Below are 16,088 nucleotides of genomic sequence, written 5' to 3' on the forward strand. Positions count from 1 at the left end.
CGTATGAATCTAATGAAATCAAGTATCGCTCTGTTGATCACATCGGTTTTGATTCCCGTTCAAGCGGAAAATCTTAACGATGCTCAAGCAGTGCAGAGTAAAACTAACCAAGCGTCTGCAGTAAGCCAGAAGCGTATCGATGCAAGTGCTGAGAAGTCTTTGTCACTAGAAGCTGAAATTGAACAGTTGAATGAAGAAGTCAGCAACTTGAAGATTTATCGCGACCACCTTTCAAACCTTGTTGATAGTCAAAACGAGGAAGTGGCAAGCTTGAATGAGCAAATTGAGCAGATCGCTCAAACTCGTCAAGGTGTGGTACCGCTTATGTATCACATGTTGGATGGTCTAAAGACTATCGTTGCGAATGATAAACCGATCCGCAAAGCGCAACGTGAGGAGCGTATTGCGAAGCTTGATGCCATGATGACTCGAGCAGATGTCGCGGATGCTGAGAAGTTCCGTCGTATTCTAGAAGCGTACCAAATCGAAATGGACTACGGCACTAAGATTGGTATCTACCAAGGCAAGATTGCATTGGAAGGTAACGACCAAGTTGAGGCTGATATTCTTTACTTAGGTCGTGTGTCGCTAGTTGCACGTAGCCTATCTGGTGAACAGTTTTGGAGCTGGTCACAACAACAGAACGCATGGCAGTCCGTTGGTTCAGAACAAAAATCTGAACTCGATAAAGCGTTTGCCATGGCAAATAAACAGATCGCACCAAGCATGCTAACTCTGCCAGTGTCTCTAAACGTAGCGGAGGGCAAATAAATGATGAAGAAATGGCTATCGGTTGCGTTGATTTCTACTGCTGCGCTTTTACCGCATACGACGTTTGCAAGTGACACTCTGCTGCAAAAAGCACAACAAGAAAATCGCCAACAGCAATCCCATAATGTGGCTCGTGAATCTGGTTTTAACAAAACTCAGCAAGAGCTACAGGCAATGAAGAATAAGCTTGTAGCAGAACGTGCGGCGCTACAAGCAGAAGCTGACACGCTTGGTGTTACGTTTAGTGAAAACGAAGCTGAACTGGCTCAACTAGAAGAAAAGCTACGTTTAGAAACAGGTAGCTTGGGTGAGCTATTTGGTGTCGTTCGTCAGAATGCTAAAGAGCTAGAATCAGAGCTTAAGCACTCGGTCACTGGTGTAGACGCGAACACTTTCCAACAAAACATCGATGATATCGTAGCGGCGAAATCCCTGCCTACTCTGCCTCAGCTTCAAGCGATGTGGCGCAGTATGGAAGAACAAGTTAAAGCAAGTGGTGAGATGGCGAAAGTGTCATTCACTCTGCTTGATGGTGAAGGTCGTGAACAAACGGTCAACGGTGTTCGCCTTGGCTCAATGGCGCTGTTGGATGACGCTGGTTACGTTAAGTGGAACGGCCAACGCGGCGATGCAGTGAGCTACCTTCGCCAACCAGAAAATGGACCAACAGCAAGCTCGCTGAACTCGGGTGAAATCGATTCTTTGGTGATTGACCCATCACGCGGCATCTTGCTTGAGCAATTGGCAAATTCTCCGACAATGGCGGATCGCCTGAATGCAGGTGGTGTCGTTGGTCAGATCATTCTTGGCTTGTTAGCGGTTGGTTTGATCATCGCGTTGGTTCGTGGTGTGTCATTGATGATTGCTCGTCAAAAAATCGCCAAACAGTTAAAGAACCCAACTCAGCCAGAAGACAACCCGCTTGGTCGTATCCTTGCTGTTTACCAAAAAGACAAACATCGTAGCGTTGAAGCATTAGAACTTCGCTTATTAGAAGCGGTAGTTGACGAACAGACTCACCTTGAGAAGGGGTTGTCGATGCTGAAACTGCTTGCTGCTCTAGCACCGATGCTTGGCCTATTAGGTACGGTAACAGGCATGATCGAAACGTTCCAAGTGATCACTCAGTTTGGTAATGGCGATCCAAAAGTCATGGCAGGTGGTATCTCTATGGCGCTAGTTACCACTGTTCTTGGTCTTGTTGCGGCAATGCCATTGCTTCTTGCTCACAACGTATTGAGCTCTCAAGCAGAGAACATTCGCAATATTCTTGAAAAGCAAGGCATTGGTCTTGTTGCGGAACAAGCTGAGCGCGATATGCCAAAAGGCAAAAACAACCCTAACACGACAGCGGAGAACGCAGCGTAATGGAGCAGATCCTACTCAACACATTGGGTTTGATCAGTGAGGATTGGGCCTCAACCTTGATGAGCTTTATGCAGCAAGGTGGCCAAATCCTATGGTGGCTAGCGGCCGTTGTTGCGGTGTGCTGGCTACTGGTTATGGAGCGTGTACTTTACCTGACAACGGAGTTCCCGAAGGTGAAGAAACAGCTTTGTGAGCAGTGGCTAGCAAGACCTGACCACCACTCTTGGTACGCGCATCAAATCCGCGAAGGATGGATTGCAAAAGCACACATTGAACTGCGCCAAAACCTATCAACCATCAAAGTACTCGTGGCGATTTGCCCGATGTTAGGTTTGCTAGGTACGGTGACTGGCATGATCACAGTTTTCGATGTGATGGCCACACAAGGCAGTAGCAATCCAAAATTGATGGCTTCAGGCATTTCACTTGCAACACTGCCAACTATGGCAGGTATGGTTGCGGCACTTGCAGGCATGTTTGTCCATGCGCGTTTGAGCAAAGTGTGTGAGCGTAAAGCCCTCCAGTTAGAACAATCTTTAAGGAGTCAGAAGTGAGACTCGGACGTAGAAATAATCAACAAGATGAAGCGCAAATCGATCTAACATCGATGTTGGATATCGTGTTCATCATGCTGATCTTCTTCATTGTGACCAGTTCATTTGTACGTGAGTCAGGTGTAGAAGTTAACCGCCCACAAGCATCGAACGTGGTTAGCCAAAAAGACGCAGGCATTTTTATTGCGGTAACAGCGGCGAACGATGTGTACATCGATAAACGTTTGGTGGATATCGAACGTGTTGAAGCGACCATTGAGCACTTGTTACTTGAGCAACCAGAAGCATCACTTGTCATTCAAGCCGATGAGCACGCATACAACGGAACGGTGGTGAAGGTGATGGATGCGGCGAAAGGTGCTGGTGTGAAGAACATCGCATTGGCAGCGGAGAAACCTTAATGGGCAGGCTACTACTCGCGCTACCAGCGTCAATTTTGATTGCGGTGAGCTTGTTTAGCTTTATGGCGTGGATGGTCGACAAAGGCAATCAACGCGCACCTCAACCGTCAGAGGCGGTGCGCTTTGACATGGTGATGGTCGAGAATGATGCTGATGTTCAACGTCGTCAACGTTCTGTTCCTGAACAGCCAGAACCACCAAAAGCACCAGAACCGATGGATTTGTCTCAAGCGGAAACCCAAGTAGAGCCGATGAGCCAAGTGACGCCAATCAGCGCATTGGGTTTGAACACTGCTCTGGATGGCATTGCGATCAGTGCTCCTAATTTAAAAGGCACGATGGGTAACCAGCAAGCATTGCCTCTGTACCGCGTTGATCCTCGTTATCCAAGCAAAGCACTGAAACGTAAAATGGAAGGTTACGTAGTGATGCGCTTTACCATTGACGCGACAGGCCGCCCTAAAGATATTGAAGTGATTGACGCTAAGCCAAAACGTATCTTCGAAAAAGAAGCGATTCGAGCGCTGAAGAAATGGAAATATCAACCGAAAGTTGAAGATGGTGTCTCAATTGAGCAGTTCGGACAAACCGCTAAAGTGGAGTTCAAGTTAGCCAAATGATGAAACAATTCTTAATCGGTGCGGTATTAAGCCTAAGTGCTTTTACCACCGTCGCGAATGAACTCAGTCAATACACGGCGACTCGTGTTCAACGCGCTCATAACCTAGCGCAAGAAGAAAAGCTGCAAGAAGCCATTTCAACTCTTGAAGGCCTTGATTTATCTCGTGGTTACGATCAAGCGTTTGTGGCGCGAATGCTGGGTATTTTCTACTGGCAGAATGAGCAAGTTAAGCCTGCAATTAAACAGCTTGAGATTGCGGTAAACAGTGGTCTTCTGGAAGATGAGCAAGCTTGGCAAACGCGAAAAATGTTGGCTGATATGTTGCTCAATGAACAACAGTTCTCTAAAGCTTTGCCACATTATTACGACTTGAGTAAATCGGTTCCTGAGAGCCAAAAGGCGTATGAAATTTGGCTGCGTATTGCACAGTCTCATTACCAGTTAAGTCAATGGAATAAAGTTCTCTCTGCAATGGCTCGTTACGAGAAATATGGCCAGCCAGACGAGATGGCACCACTGTCCATCAAGTTATCTGCAGAGCTAGAGCTGAAAAAGTGGCAGCCTGCGATTGGCACGATCAAACGCTTGATTGCGATCGAGCCAGAGCGTGTGGAATGGTGGCGTCAGCTTGTTGCACTGTATCTACGTGTGGATGATGATAAGCGTGCTCTTGATGCTTTGGCTCTTGCGAAGCTGAAAGGCGTAGAGTTGAACCAAGATGACCTCAAACTTCTTGCTCAGCTGTATGGTAAGCGCGGTATTCCAGAGCGTGCAGCAAAAGTGTTGGGTGAGTTAAATGAAGTTAACTCAGACAGCAAGCTTAAAGCGCAGCAAGCTACGTACTGGCAAATGGCGAAAGAATGGGATAAGTCGATAGCGAGTTGGCGCGTAGCCGCGAAGCTGGATCGCCAATACTATTGGAACTTGTCTCAGTTGCTTGTCCAAGAAGGGCACTACAAAGATGCTCTGATCGCCTTGGATAAAGTCTCGGGTCGCAAAGCGGATGTGGCATTGGTTAAGACTCGTGCCTATTACAAGCTGAAACGCATTGAAGACGCTCTTGCCAACGCAAAACGCGCAAATGAGATTGAGCCTTCAACTCAAGCTGAGAGTTGGGTGAAATACCTATCTCAGTTGCGTAAAGTGAAAGCGAGCCAGAATAGCTAAGTCCATGTGACAATAGACCATGTATTAATGTTCGAAAGACCCGGGTTATATCTCGGGTCTTTTTGTTTGTAAATATTGAGTCTGGTTCGATCTCTTTTTAAATATCATAACGTTATATTACAGCTATCCAGCGATAAGACTGGAACGTCAGCTTTTGTTAATAAGGATAATACAATGATTCTCGATTCTGACATCTGGCTATGGTGCCCGCTAATTTTGGCGATAGCAGCGGCTTTTCTCCGTCATACTGGAGTCGCACTCGTATTGCTTGGTATTACCTTGTTTGGCGGCTTTATTCTCGGCCGTATTGAGATTATTGCCTTGGTCAGCTCTTTGTTTGTGCTTGGCGTGTCATACCGAATTCCCTGTCTCGCTTCAAGGCTAAAAGCGCAGCCAAAAACGAAACCCATCTTCTATTTGGGGTGGGGAGTCGTGATTGTTTGGTGTGCCTTGTTGTTTGTTCATCTGATCCCAGGATTCAATAATCTGCAAGTGCTCGACAAGGTATCTGCGGGGCCGTTAAGTGCTCCATTCTCTATGTACCTTAACTTAGACAAGCCGCTTGCCTTCTTTGCACTCTTACTGGCTTATCCGATTTTGCTAGGTGGTGAGTCAAAGGTAAGAGTCAAACCGGCATTGCTGGTGATGATTCCTTTACTCCTATTGTTGCCTATTGCGTCAGTGCTTGGAGCTTTAAAGCCTGAATTGAGTTTGCCATCTTGGTGGTGGTTATTTGCTTTAAACAACTTAGTCCTGACTTGTGTGGCAGAAGAAGCGCTATTTCGTGGATTTATACAGCAGTCGCTGTCCCGCCGCTTTGACTGGCGAGCAGGCTTGGTAGTAGCGAGTCTTTTGTTTGGTTTGGCTCATTTTGCTGGTGGCCCACTATTAATGGTATTTGCCGCGCTTGCAGGGGTTGGGTACGGTTTGGTCTTCCATTTTACTGGCCGTTTATGGTGCGCTGTGCTCGCTCACTTCGCGTTTAATTTCTGTCACTTGCTTTTCTTTACTTATCCCATTCTAGCTCGATAACGCCTCCTCCTATTTGCTCCTGTCAGTATCGACGGGAGCAATGCTTTTTGACCAAACGTAAACAATGTAAATTAAATGCCAATACGAATGATTATCACCTAAATTACTCCCTCATTTACTGGTGATGATTGTTTTCTATGTTGCTCAAAAGCAAAGGCGTCCAGACTTGGGCACGCCGTCTGCACATTTATATTTCTATGGCTCTTTTATTGGTGACGCTGTTTTTTGCGTTAACTGGTATTACGTTGAACCGCCCAGAGCTGTTTGAGCGCAGTGAACCCATCATTCAGCAACACACACTCACAGTCCCTTCCGAGCAACTATTTGTGAATGAGGGAAGCTTCCAACCTAATCGCTCTGCTCTGTTGAGCTTCTTAACACAAGAAACAGACCTACGAGGCACACCATCAGCACTTGATGTGTATACCGAGGTTGAGGATGGTGAATTGATGATTGGTGAACTCTCTTTAGATTTCAAAGGCCCAGGCTACAACGCCACCGTTTTCGTCGATATGACGACGGGTGAAGCTGAAGTTGAAACCACTAACTACGGCATGGTGGCGCTACTAAACGACCTACATAAAGGCCGCAACAGTGGCGACACGTGGAAATGGTTTATCGACATAACAGCACTGCTAATGGTGTTTTTTGTGCTGACCGGTGTGTGTTTGCTGCTTCCAAAGAAAAAGACTTTTAGAACATCAATGCAGTGGATGAGTTTTGGCACTGCGTTATCACTCGTTATTTATTTTTTCGCTGTGCCATAACAGCCTATTCAGAGAAAAAACCAATGTTAAACATGGGCCGTATTTTTCGCCGTTACCCGTTTAGTAAAGCCGCATTGATCGCGGCTTTATCTCCTTTGCCGCTTATGGCCGCTCCTTTCCCAGAGAATGCCAAAGTCGACTTTGAGTTTGAGCTACCAAAGATTGATACCTCGATGTACGCAAGACCTTATGTCGCAGTATGGATCGAAGATGAAAAGCGTAAACCAGTCAAAACCATTCAGCTTTGGGTAGGTAAAGATGAGTGGTTAAAAGATCTTCGTAGCTGGTGGCGCAAAGTGGGTCGTTACGATCGCGAATTGGTCGATGCCGTAACGTCAGCCACTCGACCTGCAGGCCAATACCGATTTGTTTGGGATGGCACTAATGATGATGGTCAACGACTCGAACAGGGCAATTACACCCTACATGTAGAAGTCGTACGTGAACACGGTGGCCGTAATTACCTACGTCAAAAAATGCAGTTAGCGGACAGTGAAGTACGCTACCAAATAAAACCAACGGAAGAGACGGGCGTGATTACCGTCAATTACCAAGTTAAGTGATAGAGAAGGAATAACAATGAAAACCAAAATGAAAGCGGTGGCATTAGCAAGTGTAATGGCAATGGGGCTAGCGGCCGCGACAACAGCACAAGCGCACCCTCGTTGGGTTCTCCCTTCTCACTTTACGGTATCAAAAGAAGGCGGTGATTGGTTAACGTTCGATGTGACAGCGTCTCACGGTACGTTTGTATTCGATAAGCCAGCAGGTAGCGAGCAAGCGTTTGTGATCATGCCTGATGGTCGTTCTGAGCGTCCAAACTTTGTCGTACGCGGTAAGCGTCGTTCAATGTTCGATTTCTTCTTTGTTGAAGAGGGCACGCACAAAGTGGCTATCAATAACCAACCTAACTACTACACCCAGTACAAAGCAGGCCGTCGCGACACGGTTAAGTGGGCGAAAGCGAGCAAAGCAGACCGTGCAAGTGTGATTCCTGAAAAAGCACGTGATGTCGTTACCCAACTTAGTTACACACGTGCAGAAAGCTATGTAACGGTTGGTATGCCAACAGAAAAGGCGCTAGAGATTGAAGGTAAGCTGTTAGAAATGAAGCCGATTACGCACCCTTCAGACATTATTGAAGGTGAAGAAGTGATATTCCAATTCTTCTTTAACGGCGAGCCTCAGCAAGGTGTCACGGCGGAAATTACGCGTGAAGGTACTCTGTATCGTAACCATCAAGAGCAAATCGATGTGGTCAGCGACAAGGATGGAAAAATTACCTTCACCCCAGATGTAGCGGGTCGCTACCTAATGAAAGCAAACTACAAGGGTGAGCTAAAAAATGATCCACTTGCAGACAAAGCAAGCATGAACGTTCACCTAACGTTTGAAACTCAACTTAACTAATCAAAATTTGGCTCAGCCCATCGCTGAGCCAATTTGGATGCATCATGAAAAACGTTTCTATTCTTAAAACCTCAGTGTTGGTTGCTGGTTTTATCTCTTCTCAAGCGTTCGCGCACTTTCCATTGATGAGTTGCCATTTAGAGCAAGACAAAGTGATTTGCGAGGCGGGCTATTCAGATGGTTCTACCGCCGTGGATTACGACGTTGAAATGTACGATTACGACGACAACTTGATCGCCAAAGTAACGACAGATAAACGTTCCATTGCTGAGTTCACACATCCTCAAACCGATTTTTATTTGGTTTTCGATGCGGGGCATGAAAACCCAGTAGAAGTGGATATCGTTGAGTTAAAAGAGAAATGATTACCCAGAAGATCAGACCGGATAACGGTAGTCGAGAAGGTAAATGGGTTGCTCTAACCATCGCAGGTATTCTTGCGGTCTCCACGATTTTGCTGCCTCACCATCAAGCTGAGACAGAACATACCGAAGTGCTAGCTCATCAAGTTCTCATCACTGACCTTGAACAAGAAGAACTTGCGATGATTGCCGAGCTAAAGTTGGCACATGAAGAGATTCGAGATCTTCATCTAGATGCTGGCGAGTGGCCTGCCGTCAGCGAATTGGAAGAATTTTGGGTTGCCCCATTTGTGCAAGATCAAAGCTGGCAGCGAAAAGGCTCTCATCAATGGCAACGGTTAGATGCAGGGATTTATCTCGGTGTAAGGCAAGATGAAAAAGGCGCGGCTTCCATGCTTCTCGATAGTCGTAATGAACACGCTGACATTTGGTTTATTCAATCCACAACAAAGGCGTCTGATTTGTCTCTTGCAAAAACAAGCGAACGCCAGAAGCAAGGTTGGCAACAAATTGTTCTTGTCCCTGCTACTTCTTCAAATGCTCACGCCCATTAAGCTCAATTTTAACGATAACAACTATGATGAAACGATCTTTTCTACGTCGAATTATAACGGCTAGTGCATTGCTGGCAGTAGCTTCATCGAGCTTTGCTGCAGATAAGCTCAATATTGGTATTACGCTCCAACCATACTACAGCTATGTGAAAGCGGTGGTCGGTGATAAAGCAGAAATTCTACCGCTGGTGGATGCAGGCTTTAACCCTCATAACTATTTACCTCAACCTAATGATTTAAAGCGTTTGAAGCAAATGGATGTGATTGTGGTCAATGGTATCGGCCACGATGATTTTGCTCTTAAAGTGATTCAAGCTTCACAACGTGACGATCTTGTGGTGATAGAGGCGAACAAAGAAGTGCCGCTGTTACCTGCGATGGGTCAATCTGTCGGTAAAGGCGCAGTTAACCCGCATACGTTTGTTGGCTTATCTACCACGATTCAAAAGGTTTACACGATTGCGAGTGAGCTAAGCAAGCTCGACCCAGAAAACGCGGCGTTTTATCGTAAGAATGCGCGCTCTTACGCAAAAACATTCCGCCTTTTGAAGCGTGATGCCATGTTGTCTTTAGGGCAACTTGATACAGCAGGTATGAAGGTCGCCACTACGCACAATGCTTATGGTTACATCTTGCAGGAATTCGGCGTTGACGTCGCAGCCGTTATCGAACCTGCTCATGGTGTAGAGCCAAGCGCAAGCCAGTTACAAGAAACGATAGAGAAGATTCGTCAATCTGGTATTGATGTGTTGTTTTACGAATTAAACATGCCAAATCGTTTTGTCGATACGATCGAAGAAGCGACCGGTGTTCAGCTTTACCGTTTTTCTCACATGACTCATGGCGAATACGAAGCTAATAAGGTTGAAGTCGAAATGCGTGAGAACGTCGCAACTCTGATTGAAGCGATGAAGTTCGTTGCGAGCAAGCACGAACAGGAGAAAGCTTGATGTTAGGGCCTTCTATTTCTCTCGATGGGGTAAGCCTTCAATATGGTGACAACCTGATTCTGCAAGACATTCAAACCCAATTTGAAGCTGGCCAATGTCACGTCATTATGGGGCCTAACGGTGGTGGGAAGACCTCTCTTTTACGCTCTGTTTTGGGCTTAACCCCATTTACTGGTGATATTTCTGTCCATTGGCCAGACAGCAAACATGCAGCGAAAATCGGCTATGTTCCGCAAAAAGCCATGTTTGAAGCCAGTCTGCCTCTCACGGTTATGGATTTCGTATTGCTTAACCAAACCAGAGTGCCGCTGTTTTGGCGACGTAAAACCAAGCAAACTCAACAAGCGCTTGCTCAACTAGAGCGCGTTGGTATGGCTTCACGTAGTGACCGACGAATGGGACAGTTATCGGGTGGTGAACAGCAGCGTGTTTTGTTCGCTCAAGCGTTATTAGACGATCCAAGTCTGCTTGTTTTGGATGAGCCAACGACGGGCATGGATGAACAAGGTGTTCGTTACCTTGAAAGTTTAATTCATGAAGTTGTTGGGGAAGGTAAAACCGTGCTTGCTGTGCATCATGATGTGACGGCTGTACGTCGTTTGGATGCTCAGGTCCATGTCGTGAATCGTCAAATTGTTGCGTCAGGGCACCATTCAGAAGTACTGAGTCCAGAACGCATCGAGTCGCTGTTTAAGCACTACACAGCAAAAGTGGAGGCGGCGTAATGGATTGGTTAAGAGATCTCGCTCTGCATGGTGTGGAAGCGGGTTGGTTAAGTGACAGTTTTGCTTATGCGTTTATGGTCAACGCGATAGTGGCTGCGCTGATTCTTGGGCCCTTATTGGGTGGGTTAGGCACGCTAGTTATTGCTAAGCGTTTGGCGTTCTTTTCAGAGGCTGTCGGCCATGCCGCACTGACGGGTATTGCGATTGGTGTACTGCTTGGTGAGCCACCAGAAAACCCATTCATTGGACTATTTAGCTTCTGCATGATCTTCGCACTGCTGCTGCATTTCGTGCGAAATCGAACCAATGTTCCTTACGATACATTAGTCGGCGTATTTCTAGCACTGGCACTGGCGGTCGGTGCAGCCTTGCTGATGTACGTGGCACGCAAGATCAACATCCACATGCTAGAGAATGTTCTATTTGGTTCAATTCTGACGGTAACAGACAGAGACATTACGATTCTGGCCGTGAGTTGCTTGATCATTTTATTGCTTTTGATCCCGACATTTAACCGCATATTACTGACTTGTATCAGTCCAGATATCGCACGTGTCCGTGGATTCAATACCAGCTTCTACGATTACTTGTTCGTCATGATGATCACGCTTGTGACCATTGCAGCTGTGAAGATCATTGGCGCCGTATTAGTTGGGGCATTGCTGCTGATTCCTGGTGCAACAGCCCGCCTTCTTACTAAGAGAATGGGGAGCTTTGTGTTGCTCTCATCATTGTTGGCGACCATCGCGTGCTTGGTTGGCACCGTCTTGCCGATGGAGTTGGAACTCCCTGTGCCATCTGGTGCGTCGATCATCATTGTGTCGGCAATCTTCTTCTTAACTGCAACCATGTATCGCATTGTGCGTAAAGCTTAAATCTGGATATTCGAATATGAACACGAAAAAGATAATTATGGGATTGAGCTTGGCAATAGCGAGTACAGCAGCGCCGTTTGCTTTTGCCAAAGACATCGTTACGAGCACTCCTGTGACCTACATGTTGGCTCAGCAGTTGATGCAAGGTACGGACATCGAGACGACTTACTTGCCGCCTAAACGTTACGGGATTGAGCGTTTGGTGAATTGGTTTGCAAGCAAAGGACATGAACAAGTTACCGCAGCAGGAAAGACCGCAACAGTAGCGATCACGTTAGGCGCTGTTTGGCATCAAGACCCTACTTTTGTGTATGCGCGTCAGGGAAATGTGCGCTTGATAGAGATTGATGCCTCTCAAGCGATTTCACCGAGAGCACAAGGTGTCGCGGCATTAACGTTGGATAATGGTGAGACGTCGAAATACGCATGGATGAATCCGAGTAACTTGATTCGAATGGCAGCCATTGTCGGTGAAGATCTACAGAAGGTATACCCTCAATATCAAGCTCAGATTGAAAAGAACCAGCAAGCCTTGATGCTGGACGTACGGGAGCTGATCAATCAACAACAAGAAGTAATTTTCGAAAAAGAGATCGATTCGGTGGTATTGTTGGGTGAATCGTTAGAAGATTTTGCATCAGGAAACCAACTGTTTGTGGTCGATCGCCAATTCAAACCAGAATTGGAATGGTCAGAGGCAGAGAAACTATCTTTAAAAGCTCAATTTGAGGAAGATGAAACTCTGTGGCTGATCACTGATAAACGCCCGTCAAAAACGTTAACTTCATTAGTTTCACGGGATCGCATACTGCAAATTGATGTTATTGACCGATGGGGCAGTAAAGGTATCAAAACTGAGAAGCCACTCGCACGCTGGCAGTTGTAACACGCAAAACACCACACAAATTATGAAGGGAACTGAAAAGTTCCCTTTTTTTATGGGATCAAGATCAAAAATTAACCACAAATAACACCAGTTGCATAAGAAAGTATTTGTTTCATTTATATTTCATTACTACTTTGTTATCTGTTCGTTGCGATTGATGCATTTTATTTTGCTGTCGGGGCGAACCAGTACAAACAACTATATGGATGTTAACAATGAAAATGAAAACTCTAGCCGTTGCAGTGGCGGCACTAGCATGTGGTTCTCAAGCTTTCGCAGCTGAAGTTTACAACAGCGATGGCACATCTCTTTCTATCGGCGGCCACGTTTCTGTGGGCGTGGGTGAGTATTTTGAAGACGAAGTAAAGGTTCACCAAGTATCTCCTCGTATTAACATCGGTGGTAAAAAAGACATCGGTAACGGCGTAACTATCGATGCTAAAGGTGAATGGGCACTGAACTACCTTAATGGTGGCGATACTTCATTCAAAACACGTCTAGGTTACATTGGTGCTACTCACGAACAGTACGGCCGTGTTGTTGCTGGTACACAGTGGGCTCCATACTATGACGTAGCAGGCGTTGCGGATTTACCAATCGCGTTTGCCAACGACTTCTTATATGACAACCAAGGTAACCTAGGTACTGCACGTGCAGATAAAATGCTTAGCTACCGCAAAGGTTTCGAGTTTGGTGAAGGTTTTGGTCTGAATGTTGGCTTGGGCTGGCAAGGTGAGCAAACTTCTAATGCAACAACTTATGAGCAACGTGGTCAAATCGCGCTTAGCACAGAGCTAGCTGGGTTTGGTCTAGGCTACGTATACAGCGGTGGTGACGTTAAGAATGCGACTCTTGGTACAAAGTCTGCTGAATCACACGTGTTCTCTGCTAACTACGGTAAATACGGCTCTGGCATCTACGCAGCAGTTGTTTACGGTATGAACGATTACTTCTACGATATGTTAGAAGAAACAACTCAGCTTGAAGGTCTATTGGCTTACGGCGTTAACGATTGGACATTCAGTATTAACTACGAAGGTGTAGAAAACGATAAAGACAGCAAAACAATCACTAGTGAAACGGCTCTACAAGCTGAGTACGCAGTGACGCCATCTTTCTACACGTTTGCTGCTTACCAGTTTGACCTAGGTAACGACTACAACAACGAAGAAAACGACTACTGGACTCTAGGTGCTCGTTACTACTTCTAATAAATAGGACAGTTTCTACTGCCTAAACACATTTATTGTGTTAACGCCTACTCGCTGTGAGTAGGCGTTTTTCTTTCTGTTCAGCTCATCTGAGTCATGTCACCGAGTATCTAGATTGAAAAATGCCCGCGTAAAAGCGGGCATTGTTTTCGGTGACTCATAATGAATGACGGCTAAAGCTTATTTGGTCTCCAACAGATCTAGGAAGAAAGCGTACTCAAGCGCGTCTTCTTTTAATCGTTTGAATCGACCAGAAGCGCCACCGTGGCCTGCTTCCATATCGGTTTTGAACAGCAAGACATTATCATCAGTCTTCATTTCACGAAGTTTGGCTACCCACTTCATTGGCTCAAAGTATTGAACTTGTGAGTCATGCAAACCCGTAGTCACTAGCATGTTCGGATAATTCTGAGCTTTCACGTTGTCGTACGGTGAGTAACTCAGCATGTAGTCATAGTAGGTTTTGTCGTTTGGATTGCCCCACTCATCGTATTCGTTGGTGGTTAGAGGAATTGATTCATCCAACATGGTCGTTACGACATCAACAAACGGAACGTGCGCGCCAATACCACGGTAGAGCTCTGGTGCTTGGTTGATAATTGCGCCCATCAGTAGGCCGCCTGCAGAGCCACCAACAGCAAACACTTTATCTTTGGCACCGTAGCCTTCTTCAACAAGTCCTTTGGTTACGTCGATGAAGTCATTGAAGGTGTTTTGTTTAGTCAGCTTTTTGCCATCTTCATACCAAGGACGCCCAAGCATTTCTGAACCACGAATATGCGCGATTGCGTACACGAATCCGCGATCAAGTAAGCTCAAACGAGTTGAACGGAATGTTGGCTCGATAGTGGAGCCGTATGAGCCGTAACCGTACTGGTAGATTGGATTGGTGCCGTCTTTCTTGAAGAGGTCTTTACGGTAAACCAATGAAACTGGCACTTGTTTACCATCACGAGCAGTCACCATGATTCGCTCTGACTGGTAGTTATCGGCATCAAAATCACCCAGCACTGGTGTTTGTTTCATGATTTCAGATTCACCTGTATTTAGGTCGAAATCATAGTAAGTCCCCGGTGTCGTCAGGCTGCTGTAGTAGATGCGAACTTTTGAATTGTCTAGCTCAAGGTTGCCCGTTAGGTAAGCAGCAAAAGCCGTATCATTAAACTCGAGTGGAAACTCTTTTCCTGTTGATAATTGACGAACCTTCACGGTCGACAAGCCATTCGTACGCTGCTCATAAACAAGGTGATCGTCAAACAAGTCGAAATCAACTAGCTGAGAATTGTCGTTAGCAGGAATGACATCGACCCATTTAGAGCGATCATGCATCTCTTCAGCTTTCACTTTCATCAAACGGAAGTTTACGGCTTGATAGTTGGTGTAGATGTAGTACCAATCACCCAATTTAGCGATGCTGTACTCAATACCAGTCTCTCTAGGGTAGAAAGCTTCGGCTTTGGCGTTCGGGTTGTTAGCATCAATCACAGACACGCCACTTGTTTCTGTACTTGAGTGCCAAATGTAAACTTGCTCACCGTCTTTACTCTTACTCAAGAAGGTGTAGTAAGCGCTGTCGGTTTCTTCGTATATTAGCTCATCGCTTGTTTGAGGCGTGCCCAATACATGGCGGTAAACCTGATAACCTAAAAGTGTTTGCGGGTCTTTCTTGATGTAGTAGAAAGCTTGGTTGTCGTTTTGCCACGCAATCGCACTTGATGCACCTTTAATTTCATCTTTTAGATATTTGCCCGTCGTGAGGTCTTTGATCTTGATGGTGTAAATGCGGCGACTCAGCGTATCTTCGCCATAAGCCAACAAGTTTTCATTTGGGCTGATCGTTAAGCCGCCAATACTGAAAAACTCATGTTCTTTTGCTAGCTCGTTAACATCTAAGATGACTTGCTTATCTTTACCTGCAAAGTCTTTTGCACGCAGGTGAACTTCGTACTCGTTGTCGCCTGTCACTTCATTTGAGTAGTAGTAACTGCCTTTTCGAACCGGAACTGAATTGTCATCTTTTGCAATACGCCCTTTGATCTCTTCAAAAAGCTGTTCTTGTAGTGCTTCGGTGTGTTTTAAAACGGTTTCTGCGTACTGATTCTCTTGCTCAAGGTGTTGCAAGATTTCTGGATCTTGGCGTTCATCATCACGCATCCAGTAGTAATTATCGATTCGTGTATCACCATGAATATTCATTGCATGAGGGACTTTTTTAGCAACGGGTGCTTGGGTTTGTTGAGCAACGAGTTGCGATTGGGAGTAATGGTTCATGGTTGGTAATCCTTGATTGCTGCATCCGGCGACTAGCGCGACCGATACGGCCAACGTGGTTAAAGTGAAACGCATCTGTGTATCCTTATTGTGTACTCTTCTCGTGTTTTTTCGCCATTCATTTATCTTGCGAGTAAAAGTACGTTTGTGTTCTTCCAGTGA

At 45.9% G+C, this 16,088-nt stretch carries 18 protein-coding genes; 17 read left to right on the top strand and 1 reads right to left on the bottom strand.

Annotation, left to right across the window (positions count from 1 at the left end; genetic code table 11):
* Positions 1 to 3: 3 nt before the first annotated feature.
* The 17 genes from A9237_RS16790 (at position 4) to A9237_RS16870 (ending at position 13,655) form a co-directional block, all read left to right on the top strand.
* Positions 4 to 771, top strand: coding sequence for a DUF3450 domain-containing protein (locus A9237_RS16790; RefSeq protein ID WP_038896585.1), 768 nt, complete (start codon positions 4 to 6; stop codon positions 769 to 771).
* Positions 772 to 2,139 (top strand): MotA/TolQ/ExbB proton channel family protein, encoded by a 1,368-nt coding sequence (locus A9237_RS16795; RefSeq protein WP_061010890.1) that lies wholly within the window; start codon positions 772 to 774, stop codon positions 2,137 to 2,139.
* Positions 2,139 to 2,693 carry a MotA/TolQ/ExbB proton channel family protein gene (locus tag A9237_RS16800; RefSeq protein ID WP_009705136.1) on the top strand — a complete coding sequence of 185 codons (555 nt, stop codon included), beginning with the start codon at positions 2,139 to 2,141 and terminating at the stop codon, positions 2,691 to 2,693. The genes A9237_RS16795 and A9237_RS16800 overlap by 1 nt, the downstream gene beginning before the upstream one ends.
* Complete coding sequence (locus tag A9237_RS16805) at positions 2,690 to 3,094, top strand: ExbD/TolR family protein (RefSeq protein ID WP_005438299.1); 405 nt, start codon at positions 2,690 to 2,692, stop codon at positions 3,092 to 3,094. The genes A9237_RS16800 and A9237_RS16805 overlap by 4 nt, the downstream gene beginning before the upstream one ends.
* The gene (locus tag A9237_RS16810; RefSeq protein WP_005438297.1) at positions 3,094 to 3,714 is read left to right on the top strand and encodes an energy transducer TonB; all 621 of its coding nucleotides are present in this window, start codon (positions 3,094 to 3,096) and stop codon (positions 3,712 to 3,714) included. The genes A9237_RS16805 and A9237_RS16810 overlap by 1 nt, the downstream gene beginning before the upstream one ends.
* Entirely contained in the window at positions 3,711 to 4,883 is a 1,173-nt protein-coding gene (locus A9237_RS16815; RefSeq protein ID WP_009705135.1) for a tetratricopeptide repeat protein, read from the top strand. The genes A9237_RS16810 and A9237_RS16815 overlap by 4 nt, the downstream gene beginning before the upstream one ends.
* Before the next feature lie 174 nt (positions 4,884 to 5,057).
* Positions 5,058 to 5,915: a CPBP family intramembrane glutamic endopeptidase gene (locus A9237_RS16820; RefSeq protein WP_078608774.1), complete on the top strand. Its 858-nt coding sequence runs from the start codon at positions 5,058 to 5,060 to the stop codon at positions 5,913 to 5,915.
* A 137-nt stretch (positions 5,916 to 6,052) separates the two neighbouring features.
* Positions 6,053 to 6,682, top strand: coding sequence for a PepSY-associated TM helix domain-containing protein (locus A9237_RS16825; protein ID WP_039985318.1), 630 nt, complete (start codon positions 6,053 to 6,055; stop codon positions 6,680 to 6,682).
* Between the two features lie 23 nt (positions 6,683 to 6,705).
* Positions 6,706 to 7,245: a DUF2271 domain-containing protein gene (locus tag A9237_RS16830; protein WP_078608775.1), complete on the top strand. Its 540-nt coding sequence runs from the start codon at positions 6,706 to 6,708 to the stop codon at positions 7,243 to 7,245.
* Between the two features lie 16 nt (positions 7,246 to 7,261).
* Complete coding sequence (locus A9237_RS16835) at positions 7,262 to 8,092, top strand: DUF4198 domain-containing protein (protein WP_078608776.1); 831 nt, start codon at positions 7,262 to 7,264, stop codon at positions 8,090 to 8,092.
* Positions 8,093 to 8,136: 44 nt separating this feature from the next.
* Positions 8,137 to 8,457: a hypothetical protein gene (locus tag A9237_RS16840; RefSeq protein ID WP_005438283.1), complete on the top strand. Its 321-nt coding sequence runs from the start codon at positions 8,137 to 8,139 to the stop codon at positions 8,455 to 8,457.
* Positions 8,454 to 9,008: a DUF6162 family protein gene (locus tag A9237_RS16845; protein ID WP_039842812.1), complete on the top strand. Its 555-nt coding sequence runs from the start codon at positions 8,454 to 8,456 to the stop codon at positions 9,006 to 9,008. Before A9237_RS16840 ends, A9237_RS16845 begins: the two co-directional genes overlap by 4 nt.
* Positions 9,009 to 9,031: 23 nt before the next feature.
* Positions 9,032 to 9,958: a metal ABC transporter solute-binding protein, Zn/Mn family gene (locus A9237_RS16850; protein ID WP_032802202.1), complete on the top strand. Its 927-nt coding sequence runs from the start codon at positions 9,032 to 9,034 to the stop codon at positions 9,956 to 9,958.
* Entirely contained in the window at positions 9,958 to 10,683 is a 726-nt protein-coding gene (locus A9237_RS16855) for a metal ABC transporter ATP-binding protein (protein ID WP_009705127.1), read from the top strand. Before A9237_RS16850 ends, A9237_RS16855 begins: the two co-directional genes overlap by 1 nt.
* Positions 10,683 to 11,558 (top strand): metal ABC transporter permease, encoded by an 876-nt coding sequence (locus A9237_RS16860; protein WP_009705126.1) that lies wholly within the window; start codon positions 10,683 to 10,685, stop codon positions 11,556 to 11,558. The genes A9237_RS16855 and A9237_RS16860 overlap by 1 nt, the downstream gene beginning before the upstream one ends.
* Positions 11,559 to 11,574: 16 nt before the next feature.
* Complete coding sequence (locus A9237_RS16865) at positions 11,575 to 12,444, top strand: metal ABC transporter solute-binding protein, Zn/Mn family (RefSeq protein ID WP_078608777.1); 870 nt, start codon at positions 11,575 to 11,577, stop codon at positions 12,442 to 12,444.
* 215 nt (positions 12,445 to 12,659) lie between these two features.
* Positions 12,660 to 13,655: a porin gene (locus A9237_RS16870; protein WP_009705124.1), complete on the top strand. Its 996-nt coding sequence runs from the start codon at positions 12,660 to 12,662 to the stop codon at positions 13,653 to 13,655.
* Between the two features lie 180 nt (positions 13,656 to 13,835).
* Here A9237_RS16870 and A9237_RS16875 read toward each other — a convergent pair whose 3' ends face one another.
* On the bottom strand, positions 13,836 to 16,001 hold the full coding sequence (locus tag A9237_RS16875; protein ID WP_078608778.1) for a S9 family peptidase: 2,166 nt from the start codon (positions 15,999 to 16,001) through the stop codon (positions 13,836 to 13,838).
* Between the last annotated feature and the right edge of the window lie 87 nt (positions 16,002 to 16,088).

Source organism: Vibrio owensii (assembly GCF_002021755.1).
Taxonomy (GTDB): Bacteria; Pseudomonadota; Gammaproteobacteria; order Enterobacterales; family Vibrionaceae; genus Vibrio; species Vibrio owensii.